Genomic DNA, 21,427 nt, shown 5'->3' with positions numbered 1-21,427 from the left:
CTAACCTTAAAAGTAGGTTATTGTTATTTTAGCAAATAAGGTTGTATAGCCTTTTTCCAAATTGCATAACCTTGCGCATTCATGTGTAACATATCGCTAACATAAAGTTCTCTTCTTCCTTTTCCATCTTTCAGCATCGAAGGGAAAACATCTACAAACGCTGTGTTTTTTTCGGTGGCAAGAAATTTTCTAATTAATGCGTTTGCACCAATTACTTTATCGCGAAACTTATCGCGACTAGGGCTTGGCTTAATAGATATATATAAAATTGGTGTTGTTGGTAGTTTTGCTCTTATTGCTTTGTAAAGTATTATTGTTCTGTTTAAAACGGTATCTGCAGTTACTTTATCATCAACTACATCATTTTCACCAACATAGAGTACAATTTGACGTGGGTTGTAAGGGAATACAATATCATTTAAATATCGCGTAATATCATTTACAACCGCACCACCAATGCCGCGATTTAGTGGGTTATATTTAGCAAAAACCTGAGTTAAGTCGTCCCATTTTCTAATCGATGAGCTACCAACAAATAAAACCGGATTAACTGGTGGCTTAAACATTTGGTCGTATTTTTTTATCGTTTGAACATCATCCCAAAAAGGGGGCTTGGTTTGAGCAAATGATATTGAAATAAAAAGAAGGGTTAATGCTGCTAAGGAAACGATTTTTTTCATTTGGGAATTATTTATTTATGGAAGATTACAAATTTGAAAAACAATTGCATTTATCTACTATTTTATCTGTAATTAATGTGTTGCTTCTCCGTTAATGCTTAGTTTAAAAAGCAACTCATAATTAATTTCATGAATTGGGTTTTTTAACCTGCCTAAAAAAGGTAAAAACACCTTCTTTTAGATGCATTAATTTGCTTAATTTTGACGCCACAATTTACCTAAATGAAAAGAATATTAATCGCATTAGCTCTTTGCAGTATTTTAGCTTCTGGTTGCAAGAAGAAAATATGCGGAGTGATTTCGGCAATAAGTACCGAAGCATCACCAGCTGATGGGCAACCACTTTACAAAGTTTACCTAGAATCTGGCGAAGTTGTGCCTATGAAATCTAAAGGCGGCTATCAAGTTGGTGAAGCTTACTGCAACGATTAAAATGTTTTTCTTTCAGTGACCCCTCAGGGGTTCGAACCCTGGACCCACAGATTAAGAGTCTGTTGCTCTACCAACTGAGCTAAGGAGTCGATGCTATAACTCAAATATAATGCAAAAAAGGGTGATATAATTAAATTACATCACCCTTTATAATCAATAGAAAATAAATTTTTCTATTTAAGTATCTCACTTATCCCATCTGTTAGTTTTTTAATTTTAACATAACCAGCAATCGAGCTGTTTTTCTTGTCGAATTTTATACTTAAAGTACCTTTTGAAGCTTTTAAATTAAATTTCTCTTCATTTACCAAAGTGACAAATGTATCTATATGCTCGTCAAGTGGTAATTCATTATTTAACTCGCGGTCTAAATAAGCCTCTAACTTATCTGTTTTACTTATTGGATAAACTGCAGTATAAGTATATTCTGAATCCGTATCGTTAACACTAATATTTAAATTTGCGTTGTTGTAACAGCCAAAAGCTAGCATAGCTGCTAAAAGTAGCGTGGCATAAATTATATTTTTCATTTCTTTAATGGTTTATTGGTTCATTAATCATTAGTTAAATAGTTCATTGAAAATTGGTAACTGAAAATTAAAACTATCCTCCCGCTCTTCCTTTAATATCATCAGTTGCAGTATTTCGAGAACGAGCTGATTTTACATTTTGATTTCCAAAACCATAGCTAATACTAAAGTTTGCTCTTCTACTTGTATAACGATTGGTAACCTGAAGATTTACATTTTGATACTCTAATGCACCTTTCCAATAGTTGGTTAATAGGATATCATCCATATTTAAACGCAACTTTAGCTTTTTATTCAACATACTTTTTTGAATGCCAGCGTTTAGCGCATATTGAGCAATTGTTGTTTGCTCTACACCAGAAACTCTTGGCGAATTGTACCAGAAGCTAACCTCGATTGTAAAGTTCTGAGGTAAAATAAAAGATTGATTGGTATTAAAATTATAAGCAACCTTTGAAGCTTTAAATGCTGCGCCTTCTAAATTGCCGTCTTCAAACTTGTTGTAATAAACACTTGCATTATTTTGCATATTCCACCATTTAGCAACCTTTACCGGAAAATAAACCCCAGCCGAATAGTTTTGTGCACGACCTAAATTCTGTCTGATTACGCTAACAATTCGGGTTACTTCATCTTGTTGACTTATTTGAGTAATCATATCACGCGTATCGGCATAGTTTAAAGAAAAAGACAGTTGTTTAAGTCCGTATGAAACCTCAAAATTATCAGTAAACTGTGGTTTCAAATATGGATTTCCCTGATCAACCGCATAAGGATCCATGTAAAATGCAAATGGATTAAGTTGCTGATAATTTGGTCTATCAACCCTGCGACTATATGAATAGCGAATGTTGTTATTTTCGTTTAATTTCTGATTAACAAAAACTGTTGGAAACAATGACAGGTAATTCCTATCAACTTCCTTATTGCTGGTTACCGAATTTCCGTTAGAATGTGTGTGCTCTGCTCTTAAACCTAACTGAATTTGCCATACTTTCCACTCTTTTGAAAAGTTACCATAAACTGCATTTATATTTTCCTTATAAACAAAATTGTTCGATTTACCCAAATCGTTTTGCCAGTTACCCAATAGAAATTGCTCTGAAATAAAATCGTTATTGGTTACCACATAACTACTTTTTAAACCAGCTTCAAACTTCATCGTTTTATTAATCGGGAAGGTTAAATCAGTTTTTGCTGCAAAAATATCGATGTTTGCATCCGTGTTGTTTCTAAGCAAAGTTGCATTAGTTTGTTGTCCGCCCTGGTTTAAATACCTTGCATTAAACTGCTCATCCTTTTTATTGTTAAAATTAGAATAATCTACATCGAAAGAAATGTTTTTACCCGTTTTATCAAAATCGTGTTTAATGTTAAAATTTGCAGTTAAATTATTTGCTGGCGATTTTGAATAAGCATCTTGTAGAACCGAATTTGAACTCGCTACATTCGATTGAATTTCATTTATTAATGTATTACTAAAATTAGTAAGCTTTGTATTTACTGTATTTGCATCTACCATAACACCAAAAACGGTTTTTTCTGATGCATAATAATCTGCACCCAATTTTCCTTGAAAACCAACTCCTTTATTTTTTCTATCAAAATCTTGTGTAAAAGCACTTGATAAACCATTAGCAAAAGTAGTACGGGTTAGAAATGTATTGTTAAAACTAGCTTTTCTAGCAACAGCACCGTTTCCAAAAATATTCCATTTTCCTTCTCTATGATTTAGATTTAGGTTTACACCCGCACGGGCCAAATCTGTTGGCGAATCTGGCATAATACCTTGTCCACCATTTAGAGATACTGTTCCATTTGTACCATAAGCCTTATTTCTTTTTAGCTTAATATTTATAATTCCGGCATTTCCGGCAGCATCATATTTAGATGATGGATTGGTGATTAACTCAATTGTTGCAATCTGATCGCTGCTCATATTGCTAAGTAAAGTCGTTATATCTGCACCAGATAAAAAATTAGTTTTACCATCAATCATTATCGTAACCCCAGATTTATTATTCAACTTAATCTGCTCACTTTGGCGATCTACCTGTACGCCCGGAGCTTTTTCTAAAACCTCTAAAGCTGTACTTCCAGATGATACAATACTGTTTTCTACATTTAAAACGGTTTTATCTATTTGATGTTCGATGTAAGGTTTTCTACCTTGAATACTTACTTCTTTAAGTTGCTTCGCTTCTCCTTCAAGTATAATTGAGGACATTTTCAAATCTGCTGTTAGAGCAAAACTTGCGGTTTTCTTTGGCTTGTGTCCCATCATTGAGATAGATAACTGGTAATTGCCATCTTTTAGTTGGTCGAAAATAAATTCTCCATCTACATTGGTAGAACCGCTTTTAACTATCGCTGTATCAGGAGAATTTAAAACTTTTACAATTGCAAACGGTAAAGCTTGGCCTTTTTCATCAATAACTTTCCCCGAGAGTTTATTGATTTTTTGGGCAAAGGAAGCCCCACATGCGATAAAGCATGCAATTAGCGTAAATAATGTTTTCATGGCTTCTTAATTAAATCATTCTGAAATTTCTACCTTAGGACTTACCCGCAGATAACTTTATCTGGTGGCAGAAATAACGAATACCAATTGTTATTAATTATTTTGATTTTCGTCGAGATTAATCCCCAACTGTTCTTTAACTTCTTTAATTTTATATGATACAGAATCCTGATAAAGCGAATCCGATGGACGGTTTTTCTTCAAAAATTCTAAATCAAGTAACTCTTGTTTCAGTTTTTTCTTTTTTAAATCCTCTGCTTTTAATTGCGCAATGCATCTCAAACCATCGTCAGTCATTATCCAGGTGGTGTAATCATTCGAATCATTTTCTGTATCTGCACAGTCCCACATTCCGTAGTTGTTTATGTAACGGTAAGAATCATTTTTAAGAACCAACTTCGTTCCAACAGGCACTTCTAAGTCTATCCGTACTTCCTGATTTCTCCAGATAGAGCCCTTTCTTAACTGAAAACGTGGATTGAATACCAAAGAAGATTCCTTTGCTACGAAATTGTAACTGATATTTTGGGCGTTTTGCAAAGCACTCGAAAATGTTTTTCCCTGCGATTCGAATTTTTGAATCAATCGCGTAACACCTGCCTCACTCTTATTAATATTTATACGAATATTGTTTGGCGCCACGAATGGTCCATCTTCAAAATCTTCTACAACAATTTGGTTTCTTTTGTTCCCATCTATATGATATGCAATGCTATCTTCTCTACTAAAATATTTACTTCTGTCGATATCGATAATATAAGTTGGCAAAGATTTTAACTCAGTTGTTTGTGTTAGCTCAGCATGCTGCTTAAATTCTGATGATATTTTTGCTGCCTGATAACCTACGGTTGCAACACCTGCCAACCAGATAATCAATAACGCAAAAGAAAGTGTTTTATTAATAGCTTGTTTGCTAAAAGCAACACGAATGGAGAAAAGTACAAGCGCTAAAACCGGGATAAAACAAACAACAAATGCACTTAACAAAATTACACCTCTATTGCCTTCATTAAGGATAGAAAAGGGGAAATATTCGTAAATACTCGAATCCCAGAAGCCTTGAAAAGCTGCTGTACCAATTATCAACGTCAGTAAAAAAAGAACGCCAAAAATCACGATTATAACTGCAATAACTTTAAAGATTACTTTTCCTGTTCCAGCAATAAACCTTCCTAACCATTCAACAAACTCACCTATAAAATTACCGAATCTTGTAATTAACGGTTGAGCATGTTTATTAACTTCCGTTAAACGCTCTTTTACTGCTTGCAATTCTTCATCTAAATTCTTTTGGAAACCCTGAAGATTCGCTGGTTCACCTTTCATCTCCATTTTCTCGATACGAGATTTTGCTTTTGGCATAATAATCCAAAGCAAAGCATAAACCAATATGCCAGAGCCGCCAATAAAAGCCGTTAAAACGGCAGCAATTCTAATCCATCTTGCCTCGAAATTTAAGTAATGGGCAATACCTGCACAAACACCCGCAATTACCCGTTCGTCCATATCACGGTATAATTTCTTTTCAGTAAATTGATTTTGAAAAGAAGCTTGAATTATCGGCTCTTCTTCACCTTCTTCTACACTATCAAAATCTTGCACTCTACCCATTTGGCCAATTACAAAATCAACATTTGCAGCATCTACCACTTGTTTTTTCTGTTCTTCCAATTGCTCAAAAAGCAATTCGGCAATGCGATTTTCTATGTCAGTTACAATTTCCAAATCATCTGCATGATTAGCAAAATGTTGTTTTACTTCGTTTAAATAAGCCTTCAAAAGCTCGTAAGCACTTTCTTCAATATGAATAATTGTGTTACCTATATTTATGATGATGGTCTTTTCCATTTCTTTGCGGTTATAAAAAATTTACGAATTGGCTCCTTTTTGTGAAATACCTACAGCATAAGCCAGCTCCTGCCAGGTTTGGTCTAATTGAGATAAAATGCCTCTACCATCTTCAGTTAAAGTATAATATTTGCGTGGAGGGCCCGAGGTAGATTCTACCCAGTTGTAGCTTAACAAACCATTGTTTTTAAGCCTGGTTAATAATGGGTACAAGGTTCCCTCAACCACCAAAAGCTTCGCCGACCTTAGTTCGGCAATAATATCCGAGGCGTAAATTTCTCCTCTTGCGATGATTGATAAAACACAGTATTCCAGAATTCCCTTCCGCATTTGTGTTTGCGTATTTTCTGCTATCATAAAACAAAGATATATGTTTTATATAATACTATGTATTACATAGTACTAAAATAATTCAAAATTAAATTATAAGTAGCTGATAAACAGCTAAATAATTTTAAACTCAAATTTTTATTTATTTGTAAAATGCAGGAAATTGGATATATTTTGATTTTTTTGGAAAGCAATTTCAGTAATTCTTCGGGTAATTCAGTCCCGCTATCGCCTATAGGCCCGAAGAAAATCGGGCACTATTTTGCTTTATCGGGTTTAGAAAACTTTGGTTTTTGCAAGAAATTTAAAGCCAAGCAAGAGGACATTAAGATTTATTAAGATTCCCGCATATGCGAGAATGATGAGGTGCTGAGTTAGGCGGCTAAACCAAAACGTGTTGTAATAGGCAATTCGTCCCTATTTTATAGGGAATCTTAAAGCATTTAGCTATCGTTATAGCCTTAAGATTCCCGCATACGAGAGAATGACGGGTGTAACAAAAAAACAAATCACTATTAACACCATAGATTTAATATATTTTTTGATAATTTTGCAACTCTTTAACTTATTTTAATGAAAAAATCTATAGCCAGCATTGTTGCAGAGGCTAACCAAAGTGGCGAAGGAACCCTAAAAAGAACCTTAGGGCCAATAAATTTAATTTTAATTGGTGTTGGTTTAACTCTGGGTGCTGGTTTATTTAGCATTACAGGCTTAGCGGCAGCTAATCATTCTGGTCCGGCGGTAACCTTATCTTTTGTTATTGCAGCATTGGGTTGTGGTTTTGCAGCGCTATGTTACGCAGAATTCGCCTCTATGATTCCCGTTGCAGGTAGTGCTTATACCTATTCATACGCTACAATGGGCGAACTTTTTGCATGGATAATCGGCTGGGATTTAGTTTTAGAATATTCAGTTGGCTGTGCAACTGTTGCCATCAGCTGGTCGCAATATTTAACCCGATTTTTAGGCAGTTTGGGTATTTACCTACCGCCACAATTAACCCTCTCCCCTTTCGAAACTGCAAAACTTGCCGATGGTTCCACAGTAAATGGAATTGTAAATATTCCAGCAGCACTAGTTGTGGTATTAATGACGGCAATTTTAATTCGTGGTACTAAAGGTTCTGCAATTGTAAATGGTATTATTGTTTTCTTAAAAGTTGGTGTTGTATTAGTTTTCATCGCTTTGGGCTGGCAATATATCGACCCAGCAAATTATCATCCTTACATTCCTGAAAACACAGGAACTTTCGGCCAATTTGGCTGGAGTGGCGTTTTACGTGGAGCGGGGTTAGTATTCTTTGTATTTATAGGTTTTGATGCGGTTGCAGCATCGGCACAGGAAACTAAAAACCCAGCTAGAGATTTACCAATAGGAATTATTGGCTCTCTTGTAGTTTGTACAGTTCTTTTTGGCTTATTCGGCCACGTGATGACAGGTTTAGCCAACTATAAAGAATTTGCAAACAGTGGAGCGCCTGTTGCCATTGCAATAGAAAAAACACCCTATGCCTGGTTAAGTCAGGCGATAATTTTAGCAATTTTAATTGGATATACTTCTGTTATCCTAATTGACTTAATGGCTCAATCGAGAATGTTTTATTCGATTAGCAAAGATGGTTTGTTACCAAAAATGTTTTCAGATGTTCATGCTAAATTTAAAACTCCTTATAAATCGAACATCATACTTTGCATATTTATAGGCCTGTTTGCCGCATTTGTACCCATGAATGTTGTGGGCGAAATGACGAGCATTGGAACTTTATTGGCATTCTTAATGGTTTGTGTGGGAATTTTAATTCTCAGGAAAACTGATCCTGATGCTAAACGTCCGTTCAGAGTTCCTTTGGTGCCATTAATCCCCATTTTGGGTATTTTCACCTGCGTTGCTATGATGGCTTTTTTACCTTGGGAAACTTGGTTACGACTTGCAGTTTGGCTAATTATCGGACTTGCAATTTATTTCTGGTACGGTAAAAAGAATAGTAAGTTAACTTTGAATGCAGAAGACAAAAATAACTCAACAAACTCATAATCAGACAGATGCAAAATCCGCCTGTTAGATTTCAAAGGCAACCTGATAATCAAACAGATAGCTTAAACGCATAATTATAACTGTATAAATGTCAATTATTTAACAAAAAATATAAGTTTTCCACAATTTAACATTTTACAACTTTTTTGGCTTGGGATTTGCCTTTGTTTTAATAACCTATTAAAAAAATCCCCAATGATCATTAAATTAGACACCTCCGTATTTAGATTAGTAAGACCAAGAGTACAAGCTGTTAAAAAAGTTGTAACACCTTTAACTAAAGCTCAGTGGATTGTAGCAGATAGAATTGTGATGGCTGTAATGTTTGCAGCTATAATTGTTGGCGCAATTTTATTTTAACAATTCATTCAATCAAAAGTCTTCCGAAATCATTTCCCTATTCATCATCACCGCTGCCATTGTACCCGATGCAGTGACCACAGAAAGCCCTCTTGCTGGTGTAACACAATCGCCTGTAGCATAAATTCCTTTTACTGTCGTTTCGTAATGCTCGTTAATTTTTATTAACCCCGTATCTGTAAGCTCATAATTTAGGTCTTTATATAATTCGGAATGCTGTTTCATTTCTGGCCTTGCATAAACTGCTTTAAACGCTAAACACTTTCCACTTTTAAAAACCACATTTTGCAATTGTCCGTTGAGGTGTCGAAATTCCAAAACCTCATCCTCAATTATCTTAATCGATTTCGACCGTAGTTTTTCACGTTGCTCATCGTTAATTTGCGAAATACCGTGAGTTAATATCGTTAAATCCTTATTCCAGTGATGAAGATTCTTTGCCATTTCAAAAGCAATATCGCCATTCATCATTAAGCCAATTCTCTCATCTCTAACTTCGTAACCATGACAATACGGACAATGAATAATAGAAATTGCCCAACAATCGGAAAATCCTTTTATATCCGGCATTACATCTTTTAGTCCCGTTGCTAAAAGTATTTTTCTGGCAGAAATTATTTTACCACCTTCTGTTTTAATTTCTACCCTGTTTTCTAAACTTTTTGCAGAAATAACCAAATCGCTCAAGAAACTAATTGTTGGATATTTTAAAACTTCGGCTTTAGCTTTTGCAGAAATAGAAGCTGGTTTATCTCCATCGTGAGTTAAAAAATTGTGGGCATGTGGCGTTTGCAAATTACACGGCTTGCCAGAATCGATAATTAATACCTTTCTCATCGAACGGCCAAGTGCTAACCCTGCTGATAAACCTGCGTAACTTCCTCCTATAATGATAACATCAAAATCCATAATAATATATTTTAATACAAAAGTATTAAATCAATTTTTAAACGCAACATTATTGCATTTGAAAATTGTCATATTATTATTTTTTAAAAATCGATGCTTTAATAAAGTTGCCGTAGTAAAATCGTTCTTCTATAATTTGATATTTCGCTGCCAAAAAGTAAGATTTCATATCTATCAGATTTGTCGCATCTACGATGTTTATTACCTTAAAAAATAGATACATTGATTTTAAGATAAGCCATTTCCACCATTTACCTCTTTCTGCATTTAAAGAAAAATCGACCAGAAACCATAAGCCTTTTTCTTTTAAAAGGAGATTGAGTTTAATAAAAACTTGTTCTGCTCTGCTTCTAACAAAGTTATCAAATAGAAAAGGTGTTAAAACTACATCGAAAGTTTGATTCGTTTTAAAGTTTTCAATACCAAGATTTATAAATTCAACCGTGTTTTCCAGATAGTTTCTTGCCTTTGAAAGCGTTACCATTTTTGCTGAAATTTCTACATAAACAATCTTCAATCCTGAAGAGAAAATCTTGGCAATTTCTTCCAAAATCCAACCCGTTCCACCACCAACAATTAAAATCGAACTATTTTCTCGAATATATTTCAGCTGATTAATTTGTGCATTAACCTGCGACTTGGAAAACACCAACCTGCTCAATGTATCGTAATGACTGGCTATTTTATCGTAGTTGTTTAGCACTTTTTAATTGTTAAATTATAAATCGATTAAACCTCAAGGAATAAATTGCATCCCTATTATTCCGCAAACGGCTTTGAACAAAATCAATCCATCAATTACCATTAAATAATAAAGGATATTTTTTCTTTTATGCATGGAATAAGCCACGTAAATGGTCAAGATAAATGGCAAAACGTTAAAGAAAACTTGTGGAAAGCCAAAACCTTTATAGTAAGCAAAAATACCAAGTGAGGTCAACCCAATAATCAACAATGGAATTAAAATATTAAAAATAGTCCGTCGCAAGCCATAGCGAACAACGAAGGTTCTGAGGTGTTTATTGGCATCTGTAGGATAATCTTTTATATCGAAAATGATTGCATTAACAGTGCAAAACATCCAGTTTTTAACGAAAAGCCAAGTCCATAAAACAGAATCGTGATAGCCAACACCGGTTTCGATTTTAAGCATAATTAGAGGCAAAACGTTTGCACAACAGGCCCAAACAAAACCGATTACAAATGCCTTGAACCAGCCTGTATTTCGAAGATTAAATTGTATAAAGGATTTTGGTAACAAACCATAATACAAACCTCCGGCAATGATAATGATGATAATTGCTAACCAATAACTAAGTGGAAGCCTTAAAATATTATGAAAGTTTTGATACAATAAATTTGTAGCGAGCACCATACAAATTGTAAACAGAATACCCTGACTCCAATTTATAAACTTTTTATGTTTATAATACCACTGATTTCGTGGATTGGTAGTTGATGGTACAGTTGAAACTTTATTGTAAGCGTAAGTATAGTAAATTGTTGGCGCAAGAAATAATAGCAGAAAATAGTTGATAGAGTTATAAGGTAAGCGCAACTGCTGAGTTGCTTCCAAAGTGAGGGCAACAGCTAAAATGCCTACAAAATAGTTTCCAAAGAAAATAAACCTGATGATTTTGTTTAACATTTAGGGCACAAAATTTTCTAATTGCCAATTTCGGATATAAAAATGAATAAACAGGTGAGAAGTTCAGTTTTCATAAGAATTTGAAACAAAAAAGCCTCTCAGTTTCCTAAAAGGCTTAGTGTGGGAAATGAGGGGTTCGAACCCCCGACCCCCTCGGTGTAAACGAGGTGCTCTGAACCAGCTGAGCTAATTTCCCCTTTTTTGTATAAAGGTTTTTATTATAATAATCTTCTCAAATCCTTGAAAAGTAATGTGGGAAATGAGGGGTTCGAACCCCCGACCCCCTCGGTGTAAACGAGGTGCTCTGAACCAGCTGAGCTAATTTCCCTTTCCTTTTGGGAATGCAAATATAGCGCTATAATCTTGTTTCGCAAATCTTTTTTATTTTTTTTCAACTAAGCAATGTTTCCAATATTTTATGCGATTGTACTTCTCCAAAAGAGGCTGTATGTAAGGTATAGAAAACCAATATCTTATCTAGCAAAAACCGTCTCTGTACGTTACTCATTTTTATTTCAGAAATTTTTTCAAGCGGCGTATTAAACAATAATATAAAATTTAATGCATCATTTAACTGAAGATAATTGGAATGAATTGGTGGACGGGAAACAAATTCACCTTCTTGTAAATCGAAGTAAATCTGGTCATTTCGCTTTTTCTCGTTCGGAGAAAAGCCTAAAAAGCGTGTCAATTTCAGTAAAAATGATAAATGAAAATTAGGATTGATCTCCTCACTTTCATCAAACCAGGCAATTGAATTGAAAATATAATCGAACAAACTATCATCAGCAGATTGTTGGCGAATGCTTTTGTATAAAACTTCATTCAAGAAAATAACAATACTGGTTTTAACAATATCGTAAGGAATACTTTTAAAAACAGGTGTTTGGCGAATTTCTGATACTCGCTGAATATTGGTATTTGCCTTATGATAAACCACCATATCTAAAAGATGTAGCGATTGTAACATATTCATTTTAATCTTTGCTTTGGGTTTTTTAACCCCGTTAATCAGGTAAGATTGCATGCCAAACTTATCGGTAAGCACCTGTACAATTACACTGCTTTCGCTGTAACTTGTGGTTTTTAAAACTATACCCCGAACCTTGTGCAACATGCGATTAAAACAATTTTTTCAAAAGTATGTTATTTGTGCAAATTTAATTGCGCAAAAAGTGATTCTGATTTATAAATAAGATTAGTTTTGCCGATATCATTATAATTTAAAACTGAACACACATGTGGGTAAAGCTATCAAGGTTTATTCTTCAGAACCGTATTGCGATAATCGTATTCTTCGTACTGGGCACTATTTTTATGGCTTACCAAGCCAAAAATGTAAAACTTTCTTATACTGGAAGTAAAATTTTACCCGTAACCGATAGCGCTTTTATTAAGTATAATGCTTTCAAAAAAACCTTTGGCGAAGATGGCAGCGTAATGGTTATCGGCATACAATCGCCAGATATTTTCAAAAAAGATGTTTACAACCAATGGATTCAACTTTCTAATGATATTCAAAAGTTAAAAGGTATTAAACAAGTTCTATCATCTGGAAGAATTTTTCAATTAGAAAAAGATACTGTTGAACAGAAATTTGTATTAAAAGCTTTACCAAATGGTTTGGTTAAATCGGATGTAGAAATGGATTCGATTAAAAATGCCATTTACAGCAACCCATTTTTTGAAGGTTTAGTTTATAATAGAAAGAATGCCACCCTAATGGCCATAACTTTCGATATTAAAATATTAAATACAGCAGCCAGAAATCCAATCCTAAAAGAGATTGAGGCGAAAGCGAAAGCTTTTCAGGAAAAAACCAAAATACAAGTTCACATTTCAGGCTTGCCATATATCCGTACGGCGGTAAGTAAATTGGTAAGCAACGAGTTTGTACTTTTCTTAGGCTTATCCATTTTAGTTTCGGCGTTAATTCTGTTGATTTTTTTCAAGAAGTTTTACGCCGTCTTCTTCCCCATTTTAGTGGTAATAATGGGCGTAATCTGGAGTATTGGTATTTTAGTTCTATTCGGATTTGAACTGACTATTTTAACAGGCTTAATTCCACCACTTATTGTAATCATAGGTATTCCAAATAGTATTTTATTGTTGAACAAATATCAAAACGAATTAAGAAAAGGCATTCGCAAAGAGCAGGCATTAAGTCTTACGATAGAAAGGATAGCAGTAACTACACTAATAGCGAACATTACCGCAGCTATTGGTTTTGGGGTTTTATATTTCACAGGAAGCGAATTATTAATGCAATTTGGTAGCGTGGCATCGATAAATGTGATGATTACCTGGTTAATGTGTTTATGTTTAATTCCGATTATTTTTAGCTATTTACCAGCGCCTAAACTTAAAGCACAAACTCATGTGGAAGAGGGATTTTTACACAAGCTTTTAGTTAAAACCGACAATCTTGTTCAGAAAAAAAGCAGCTTGATTTACATCGGCACAATTGTGATTTCCATCATTGCCTTTATTGGTGTTATGAAAATTAATGTAAATGGCTACGTGGTTGATGATTTACCGAAAAGCTCGACAATCCTAACAGATTTAAAATTCTTTGAGAAAAATTTTGAGGGCATTTTACCTTTAGAAGTTAGCGTAGATACCAAGAAAAAAAATGGTGTTTTCAATTTAACCAACCTGAAGAGGATGGAAAAAATGGAGAAAATGATTTCGGATTATCCCGAATTCTCCCGTTCGATTTCTGTTAATATGGGATTGAAGTATGCAACACAGGCTTTCTATAACAACGACTCGACTTTCTTTCGCTTGCCAGATAATCTGGAGAAAAACTTTATCCTCGCTTACATCGCCAATGGCGGAAAAGGAAATGCAAATTTATTAACCAGCTTTGTTAGCAAAGACAACCAGAGCACTCGTATTAGTTTCCAAATGGCAGATGTCGGTTCTAAACGTTTGGATGCAATTATGGCAGAATTAAAACCACGCATTGATAGCATTTTACCTCCAAATAAATTCGATGTAGAATTAACGGGCTCGAGCGTAATTTTTTCAAAAGGGACCGATTATATGCTGAAACACTTATTCGAAAGTATTGGTTTGGCAATTGTGTTGATTTCACTTTTACGGTTGGCTCAGTTTAAAAGTTTAGGCATTATGTTTATCTCCTTGTTACCAAACATAGTTCCATTGATCATTACGGCTGGAATTATGGGTTACTTTGGAATTTCGTTAAAACCCTCTACCATTTTAATTTTTACAATTGCTTTTGGTTTAGCATCCGATCAGACCATATATTTCTTAACTCGTTATCAGCAAGAATTGAATTTAACTAACTTTTCGGTTCCTAAAGTAGTTACTGATACCATAACCGAAACGGGTGTAAGCATGACGCATATCGCATTAATTTTGTTTTTCGGATTCGGAATTTTTACGGCATCAACCTTTGGCGGAACTGTTGTTTTAGGTTTATTGCTTTCGATTACACTCTTTGTAGCGTTGGTTTTTAACTTAACCTTGTTACCTGCCTTGGTTTTGTGGTTGGATAAAAAGAAAGTTAGAAAAGTTGTTTCTGATGAGGAATCGGCGAGAAATGCTGGAGAGTTTGACCATTAAGATATTTCAAACATGGGAGGTTTACAAACCTTATAGGTTTAAATCGAAAACCAACTTAAATGTTCTAACGTTTCTTATATCGTAATGGGTCTACTCAACAGCTGGTTTTTCTTGCGCCGCATCAACTGGCACTTCTACTGCTGGGTCGGTAATAATTTCAGCGTTGCCGTTTTCGTCTTTCTTTGCGAAAAGGATTGGATATAACATCCACAGAGCACCAATCATTACCAAAACGCCTGCAAGCATTTGCAGATAACGAGCACCCTTAACTTCTGATGCATCTAAAACTAGGTATAAAATGTACGAAAGCACGCCTGCTATGAGCACTAGAACAGCTTTTTGTAATTTGAGAAGCTTTATCATAAGGTTTTCCTTTTTAATTTGATGATATGAAGTAAAACAAATATAAGCCCAATTAGTTCTAAAAGGCCACAAAAATAAAAACTGAATAAAACGAAATCGCGATTGGCCGAATTAATTACCGTTACTATGGGTAAGGCGATTACGGCCAATATCATCAGCGTTAAACCTATATTAAATAATTTCACGTTAAAAGTATTTACATCTAAACTACCAAATTTGAACGAAAAACTTTAACTTTGCATCCTTTAATTTTTTGAGGTACTTGATTGATGTATAGCGAATTTAAGCAATTAGACCTTGCCAAAATAGGGCAAGAAATACTGGATTTTTGGAAAGAAGAAAACATCTTTGAAAAAAGCATTTCTTCGCGTCCGAAATCCAATCCGTTTACTTTTTACGAGGGACCGCCGTCGGCCAATGGTATGCCGGGGATTCACCATGTAATGGCTCGTGCTATTAAAGATATTTTTTGCCGCTATAAAACAATTAAAGGCTTTCAGGTTAAAAGAAAAGCAGGCTGGGATACGCACGGCCTACCTGTTGAACTCGGTACGGAAAAAGAATTAGGCATTACCAAAGAAGATATTGGTAGAACAATTTCTATAGAAGATTATAACGAAGCTTGTAAAAAAACAGTAATGCGCTACACTGATGTGTGGAACGATTTAACTGAAAAAATGGGCTATTGGGTAGATATGGACGACCCATATATTACCTACAAATCGAAATATATGGAATCGGTTTGGTGGCTTTTAAAGCAGATTTACGATAAAGGTTTAATCTATAAAGGGTACACAATACAACCGTATTCGCCAAAAGCTGGTACGGGTTTAAGTTCTCACGAAGTGAACCAACCGGGTGCTTACCGCGATGTTACGGATACCACGATTGTTGCGCAGTTTAAGAGCCTCACCCCAACCCTCTCCGAAGGAGAGGGAGCTAATAGCGTAGAAAAAGCATTTCAAATCGCCTCTGGTGAGGATTTCTATTTCCTAGCATGGACAACAACGCCATGGACTTTGCCATCAAATACAGCGTTAACCGTTGGTCCAAAAATCGACTATGTCTTAGTTAAAACTTTTAATCAATATACTTTTTTGCCAACGAATGTAATCCTGGCGAAAAATCTGGTTGGAAAACAGTTTAGCAAAGTTTTCTACGAAAGTAATGAAGCTGAAGATTTCGCTAATTTCAAATCTGGAGATAAGAAAATCCCTTACCAAATTCTGGCCGAATGCAAAGGAACAGACTTGGTTGGCATTAAATATGAGCAACTTTTAACTTACGCCCTACCATACAATAACCCAGAAAATGCTTTCAGAGTAATTGCCGGAGATTTTGTAACCACAGAAGACGGTACTGGTATTGTACACACCGCACCTACTTTTGGTGCTGATGATGCTAAAGTTGCTAAGGAAGCTATACCAGAAATACCACCAATGTTGGTATTAGATGATAATGATATTTTGGTCCCTTTGGTAGATTTACAGGGTAAATTCACTAAACATGTTGGTCCTTTTGCTGGCAAATATGTAAAGAACGAATATTACGAAGCTGGTGAAGCACCTGAAAAATCGGTTGATGTAGAAATCGCTATCTTATTAAAAGAAGAAAATAAAGCCTTTAAAGTAGAAAAATACGTCCACAGTTACCCGCACAGTTGGAGAACTGATGAACCACTTTTATATTATCCTCTGGATTCTTGGTTTATTAAAGTAACGGATGTTAAAGACAGAATGTTCGATCTTAATGAAACCATCAACTGGAAACCAAAATCAACAGGCGAAGGGCGTTTCGGAAACTGGTTAAAAAATGCCAACGACTGGAATTTATCACGCTCGAGATATTGGGGAATTCCTTTGCCAATCTGGAGAACAGAAGATAAAAAAGAAGAGGTATTAATTGGTTCGGTTGAAGAACTTTACAACGCCATTGAAAAATCTATCGCCGCGGGTTTCCAAAAAGAAAATCCTTTCAAAGGATTCGAAATTGGAAACATGTCTGAAGAGAACTACGATTTAATCGACTTACACAAAAATGTTGTGGATAAGATTGTTTTAGTATCTCCATCGGGCAAACCCATGAGCCGCGAAAGCGATTTGATTGATGTTTGGTTTGATTCTGGGGCTATGCCTTACGCACAGTGGCACTACCCTTTCGAAAACAAAGAAACCATTGATGCAAACGAAGATTTCCCGGCAGATTTTATCGCCGAAGGCGTGGATCAAACCCGTGGTTGGTTTTATACTTTACATGCTATTTCTACGCTTGTTTTCGATAAGATAGCGTACAAAAATGTGGTTTCAAATGGCTTGGTACTAGATAAAAACGGACAGAAAATGTCTAAACGTTTGGGCAATGCTGCAGATCCGTTCCAAACTATTAATGAATATGGCGCCGATGCAACACGTTGGTACATGATTTCGAATGCAAACCCTTGGGATAACTTAAAATTTGATATTGAAGGCATTGCAGAAGTTCGCCGTAAATTCTTCGGAACGCTTTACAATACCTACGCTTTCTTTGCTTTATACGCCAATATCGATAAATTCGAAATCGATAAAAACAATTTAAGCAAGGTTGAAGATAGAACAGAATTAGACCGTTGGATTTTATCGTTGCTGCAAAATTTGATCAACGAAGTTGATGAAAATTACAACACTTACGAACCAACAAAAGCTACCCGTGCTATCCAGGCATTTGTTGATGAACATTTAAGTAACTGGTACATACGTTTAAGTCGTCGCCGTTTCTGGAAGGGCGAAATGACCGATGATAAACGTGCGGCCTACGAAACACTTTACACCTGTTTAGAAACTCTAGCACAGTTAATGAGCCCTGTTGCACCTTTCTTTGCCGATTGGTTGTACAGAAACTTAACTGTTACAGATAAAACTGCTGAACAATCGGTTCATTTAACTTTGTGGAAAGAAGCTGACCAAAGCTTAATCGATAATGCCTTGAACGAAAGAATGCTTTACGCACAGCATATTTCTTCGATGGTTTTATCATTGCGTAAAAAATCAAGTATCAATGTTCGCCAGCCTTTAGAGAAAATTTTAATTCCATCTTTAAATGGCGATTTCGAGCAAAAAATATCAAAAGTTGCCGATTATATTCTTTCAGAAACCAATGTTAAACATATCGAGTTCATCACCGATACACATGGCATCGTGAAGAAAAAGCTGAAACCTAACTTTAAATCGTTGGGTAAAAAAGTGGGTAAAGATATGAGCATCGTAAAAGAGGCATTAGAAACCCTAAATCAAGATGATATCCAACGTTTAGAAAACGACGGACAAATTAATGTTTCGGGCAGCAATGGTGCAGAATATATTATCGATTTAAACGAAGACGTAGAAGTTTTCGCCGAAGATATTCCAGGATGGCAGGTTACCAACTTAGGCAGCCTAACTGTTGCTTTAGATGTAACCATAACCGAGGAATTAAAGCAAGAGGGAATTTCTCGCGAATTGGTAAACAGAGTTCAGAATCTACGTAAAGAATTAAACTTCGAAGTAACCGATAGGATTAAAGTTTCATTACAAAATGATAACTTGGTAGCTAGCGCCGTTGCTAAAAATAAGGCCTACATTTGCGCAGAAATTTTAGCAGATGAATTTGAATTAACGGATACTGAGATTAACGCAAACAAAATCACTATCGATGATGTTGAATTAAGCATTTCAGTAACTAAAATATAAATCCATATATTAGAAAACTAAATTAAAAACATGGAAAACAGTAACAAAACACGCTATTCAGACAGTGAACTTCAGGAATTTAAAGAATTAATTCAAGATAAATTACGCAGTTCTAAAGAAGAACTTAATGCCTTAACATCATCATTAAGTAACCCAAATGCAAACGGAACAGAAGATACTTCTGGTGCTTATAAAACATTAGAAGATGGTTCTGCAACAATGGAGAAAGAGCAAATCAATCAATTAGCTGCCCGTCAGAAAAAGTTTATTGATAACCTGGAGAATGCATTAGTTCGCATTGAAAACAAAACTTATGGTATTTGCCGCGAAACTGGTAAATTAATTCAGAAAGAACGTTTACGTGCAGTTCCACATGCAACATTAAGCATGGAAGCTAAATTAAAGCAGAGTTAATGAAAGGCTATACAAAACCTTTACTTGTTATCTTTTTGGTTTTACTTGCCGACCAAGCACTTAAAACCTGGATTAAAACCAACATGTACCTGGGTCAGGAATTTAATATTATTGGTAAATGGTTTATTATCCATTTTACCGAAAATAATGGGATGGCTTTCGGTATGGAGTTTGGCGGTGAGTTTGGAAAACTAGCTTTATCATTATTCCGTATTGCTGCAGTAGCAGGTATCGGTTATGGCTTGCACTATTTAATTAAACATAAATACCATCGTGGTTTAATCTTAAACGTAGCCTTGATTTTTTCAGGCGCTTTAGGAAACATCATCGATTCCGTATTTTACGGAAAAATTTACGGTTACGAAACCTGGTTTCACGGTCGTGTTGTAGACATGCTTTACTTCCCGATTGCTGAAGGACATTTCCCTAGCTGGATACCCATTTGGGGAGGTGATGAATTTGTTTTCTTTAGACCCGTTTTTAACCTTGCAGATGCTGCGATTTCAGTTGGGGTTATACTTATACTAATCTTCCAAAAGAATTACTTTAAAGAGGATGTTAAAGATGATGTAAGTATTAACAGCGAAATTGTAGAAGATTAAGGGATTTACGATTGTAGATTTAAGAACTACGATTTAAACAAAGTAGTTCTATATTTAAATATTATAGCCCATTTCTTAATTGGAAATGGGCTTTTTTCTTGACCCTCGGCATTGTTTCTTCCCGCTATACTTTCTGCCAACGAAGAAAAAATTGGCATAATATAATACGAGTTATTAACTTTTTACATCGCAAGAAACCAAAGTTACAAAGTGTAAAATCATCAAATGATAAACTTTCTCGATATAAGCTACCTAAAATCAGGAAACAAAAAGCAACAAAAGGCTTATCAGGTTTTGATTACCCATAAAATAATGGAAAAGTTATCAGCCTACACTCCAATTCTTGTCGGCACTATTCCAATTAACATAGATATAGAAAGCAGCGATTTAGATATTATTTGTTACGTAAAAGACAAAACTGAGTTCATCGAAACTTCAACCAATTGTTTTCAAAAAGAAAAAGGCTTTATTATTTGCCAAAACCTTAAGCTAAATTCCATCAAAGCTAATTTCTACATTGATGATTTTGAATTCGAAATCTTCGGGCAAGACAAAGAAACTATTCAGCAGAACGCATTTCGCCACATGATAATTGAGTATAAATTATTGCTTGAAAAAGGCGAAAATTTCAGACAAGAAATTATCAAACTAAAAAAGCAAGGTTTAAAAACAGAACCAGCATTTGCAAAGTTGTTAGGTTTGGAGGGAAATGCTTATGAAGAAATTTTGAAGTTGGAGTTTTAATCCTCAAATCCGATTCCGTCCTTTCGACTGGAGCGCACCGAAATGGAGACAATATAAAACAGACATGTCTGCTAAAACACAACTCAAAAAGTAGGATTACTGCTCGCCTGGCAATGATGGGGTGGAAAAGCATTATGCCTCTTAACCCTAATCCTTAAACAACAAACAAATCAGATAGCCTACAAAATAAGCAAGTAAATCGTAAACTGTAAAATAAGTTCCTAATACGGTACTCCAAAACTTATTATCCTGCAATCCAAACCAATTTACATAATGCAGAGCCTGAAGAAACTCAATAATAATAGAAAAAATCAATACACCCAAAGCAAGCTTCCTATTATTCGTTTTAAGAAACACCCTAAAGAAAGCATACATTAGCACAACAACCAAAATATCTCCACCAAAGGGCCGAATAATAGCATCATGTAAATACTTTGCAATTAATATTTCGATTACCAGAATTGCTACAAAAATGAAAAGGAACTTTAAGCTAAACGTTAATTTCATAAGGCTAAGATAATCATTGATAAGAATCAGGAATTTAGATCGTCATTGCGAGGTACGAAGCAATCTCAAAACAATCGCTATCTATCTTAGCGCATTAAGATTGCTTCGTACCTCGCAATGACGGATTGGGCTATAAAAAACTGCTAAAAATAAAAAAAGCCTCCGATGAAAAATCAGAAGCTTTGAATATATAAGTCCCTTTTAGGG

The 21,427-nt window shown here is 35.0% G+C and carries 19 protein-coding genes and 3 tRNA genes; 8 read left to right on the top strand and 14 right to left on the bottom strand.

Annotation, left to right across the window (positions count from 1 at the left end; all coding sequences use genetic code 11):
* Positions 1-23: 23 nt before the first annotated feature.
* Entirely contained in the window at positions 24-680 is a 657-nt protein-coding gene (locus ACFOUY_RS00690; protein WP_378958514.1) for a GDSL-type esterase/lipase family protein, read from the bottom strand.
* A 222-nt stretch (positions 681-902) separates the two neighbouring features.
* On the opposite strand from ACFOUY_RS00690, the gene ACFOUY_RS00685 reads away from it, so the two are divergent.
* Entirely contained in the window at positions 903-1,112 is a 210-nt protein-coding gene (locus tag ACFOUY_RS00685; RefSeq protein WP_378958513.1) for a hypothetical protein, read from the top strand.
* Between the two features lie 16 nt (positions 1,113-1,128).
* On the opposite strand, the gene ACFOUY_RS00680 is transcribed toward ACFOUY_RS00685, so the two are convergent.
* The 5 genes from ACFOUY_RS00680 to ACFOUY_RS00660 all read right to left on the bottom strand — a co-directional run bounded on the left by ACFOUY_RS00680 (position 1,129) and on the right by ACFOUY_RS00660 (position 6,368).
* Positions 1,129-1,201, bottom strand: a tRNA-Lys gene (locus ACFOUY_RS00680).
* An 84-nt stretch (positions 1,202-1,285) separates the two neighbouring features.
* On the bottom strand, positions 1,286-1,642 hold the full coding sequence (locus ACFOUY_RS00675; protein ID WP_378958512.1) for a hypothetical protein: 357 nt from the start codon (positions 1,640-1,642) through the stop codon (positions 1,286-1,288).
* A 73-nt stretch (positions 1,643-1,715) separates the two neighbouring features.
* Positions 1,716-4,163: a TonB-dependent receptor domain-containing protein gene (locus ACFOUY_RS00670; protein WP_378958511.1), complete on the bottom strand. Its 2,448-nt coding sequence runs from the start codon at positions 4,161-4,163 to the stop codon at positions 1,716-1,718.
* Between the two features lie 93 nt (positions 4,164-4,256).
* Entirely contained in the window at positions 4,257-6,011 is a 1,755-nt protein-coding gene (locus tag ACFOUY_RS00665) for a PspC domain-containing protein (protein WP_378958510.1), read from the bottom strand.
* Positions 6,012-6,032: 21 nt separating this feature from the next.
* Positions 6,033-6,368 carry a PadR family transcriptional regulator gene (locus ACFOUY_RS00660; RefSeq protein ID WP_316756162.1) on the bottom strand — a complete coding sequence of 112 codons (336 nt, stop codon included), beginning with the start codon at positions 6,366-6,368 and terminating at the stop codon, positions 6,033-6,035.
* A 546-nt stretch (positions 6,369-6,914) separates the two neighbouring features.
* On the opposite strand from ACFOUY_RS00660, the gene ACFOUY_RS00655 reads away from it, so the two are divergent.
* Positions 6,915-8,378: an amino acid permease gene (locus ACFOUY_RS00655; RefSeq protein ID WP_378958509.1), complete on the top strand. Its 1,464-nt coding sequence runs from the start codon at positions 6,915-6,917 to the stop codon at positions 8,376-8,378.
* 195 nt (positions 8,379-8,573) lie between these two features.
* A complete protein-coding gene (locus ACFOUY_RS00650) occupies positions 8,574-8,738 on the top strand; it encodes a hypothetical protein (protein ID WP_378958508.1) in 165 nt (54 codons plus the stop codon).
* Positions 8,739-8,750: 12 nt separating this feature from the next.
* Here the strand turns inward: ACFOUY_RS00650 and ACFOUY_RS00645 are convergent, their stop codons facing one another.
* The 6 genes from ACFOUY_RS00645 to recO form a co-directional block, all read right to left on the bottom strand.
* On the bottom strand, positions 8,751-9,647 hold the full coding sequence (locus ACFOUY_RS00645) for an NAD(P)/FAD-dependent oxidoreductase (RefSeq protein WP_378958507.1): 897 nt from the start codon (positions 9,645-9,647) through the stop codon (positions 8,751-8,753).
* A gap of 76 nt (positions 9,648-9,723) precedes the next feature.
* Entirely contained in the window at positions 9,724-10,350 is a 627-nt protein-coding gene (locus ACFOUY_RS00640; protein ID WP_378958506.1) for a class I SAM-dependent methyltransferase, read from the bottom strand.
* A gap of 33 nt (positions 10,351-10,383) precedes the next feature.
* A complete protein-coding gene (locus ACFOUY_RS00635; protein ID WP_378958505.1) occupies positions 10,384-11,295 on the bottom strand; it encodes a UbiA prenyltransferase family protein in 912 nt (303 codons plus the stop codon).
* 121 nt (positions 11,296-11,416) lie between these two features.
* Positions 11,417-11,491: transfer RNA gene (locus ACFOUY_RS00630), tRNA-Val, on the bottom strand.
* Positions 11,492-11,548: 57 nt separating this feature from the next.
* Positions 11,549-11,623, bottom strand: a tRNA-Val gene (locus ACFOUY_RS00625).
* A 63-nt stretch (positions 11,624-11,686) separates the two neighbouring features.
* Positions 11,687-12,412 carry a DNA repair protein RecO gene (gene recO, locus ACFOUY_RS00620; protein ID WP_378958504.1) on the bottom strand — a complete coding sequence of 242 codons (726 nt, stop codon included), beginning with the start codon at positions 12,410-12,412 and terminating at the stop codon, positions 11,687-11,689.
* Between the two features lie 122 nt (positions 12,413-12,534).
* On the opposite strand from recO, the gene ACFOUY_RS00615 reads away from it, so the two are divergent.
* Positions 12,535-14,886 (top strand): efflux RND transporter permease subunit, encoded by a 2,352-nt coding sequence (locus tag ACFOUY_RS00615; protein ID WP_378958503.1) that lies wholly within the window; start codon positions 12,535-12,537, stop codon positions 14,884-14,886.
* Between the two features lie 90 nt (positions 14,887-14,976).
* On the opposite strand, the gene ACFOUY_RS00610 is transcribed toward ACFOUY_RS00615, so the two are convergent.
* The gene (locus ACFOUY_RS00610) at positions 14,977-15,249 is read right to left on the bottom strand and encodes an isoleucyl-tRNA synthetase (protein WP_378958502.1); all 273 of its coding nucleotides are present in this window, start codon (positions 15,247-15,249) and stop codon (positions 14,977-14,979) included.
* A gap of 269 nt (positions 15,250-15,518) precedes the next feature.
* Here ACFOUY_RS00610 and ileS point away from each other — a divergent pair, with 269 nt between their 5' ends.
* The 4 genes from ileS (at position 15,519) to ACFOUY_RS00590 (ending at position 20,713) form a co-directional block, all read left to right on the top strand.
* Positions 15,519-18,953 (top strand): isoleucine--tRNA ligase, encoded by a 3,435-nt coding sequence (ileS, locus tag ACFOUY_RS00605; RefSeq protein ID WP_378958501.1) that lies wholly within the window; start codon positions 15,519-15,521, stop codon positions 18,951-18,953.
* A 30-nt stretch (positions 18,954-18,983) separates the two neighbouring features.
* The gene (locus tag ACFOUY_RS00600; RefSeq protein ID WP_029286865.1) at positions 18,984-19,367 is read left to right on the top strand and encodes a TraR/DksA family transcriptional regulator; all 384 of its coding nucleotides are present in this window, start codon (positions 18,984-18,986) and stop codon (positions 19,365-19,367) included.
* On the top strand, positions 19,367-19,969 hold the full coding sequence (locus ACFOUY_RS00595; protein WP_378958500.1) for a lipoprotein signal peptidase: 603 nt from the start codon (positions 19,367-19,369) through the stop codon (positions 19,967-19,969). Before ACFOUY_RS00600 ends, ACFOUY_RS00595 begins: the two co-directional genes overlap by 1 nt.
* 225 nt (positions 19,970-20,194) lie before the next feature.
* The gene (locus tag ACFOUY_RS00590) at positions 20,195-20,713 is read left to right on the top strand and encodes a DUF4269 domain-containing protein (protein ID WP_378958499.1); all 519 of its coding nucleotides are present in this window, start codon (positions 20,195-20,197) and stop codon (positions 20,711-20,713) included.
* A gap of 147 nt (positions 20,714-20,860) precedes the next feature.
* Here ACFOUY_RS00590 and ACFOUY_RS00585 read toward each other — a convergent pair whose 3' ends face one another.
* The gene (locus ACFOUY_RS00585; RefSeq protein WP_378958498.1) at positions 20,861-21,220 is read right to left on the bottom strand and encodes a ribosomal maturation YjgA family protein; all 360 of its coding nucleotides are present in this window, start codon (positions 21,218-21,220) and stop codon (positions 20,861-20,863) included.
* Positions 21,221-21,427: the final 207 nt, after the last annotated feature.

Origin of the sequence: Pedobacter jamesrossensis (genome assembly GCF_042650905.1) — a bacterium.
Lineage (GTDB): Bacteria > Bacteroidota > Bacteroidia > Sphingobacteriales > Sphingobacteriaceae > Pedobacter > Pedobacter jamesrossensis.
Note: the sequence above shows the minus strand (reverse complement) of the source record. Positions and strands in the feature narration are given on the sequence as shown.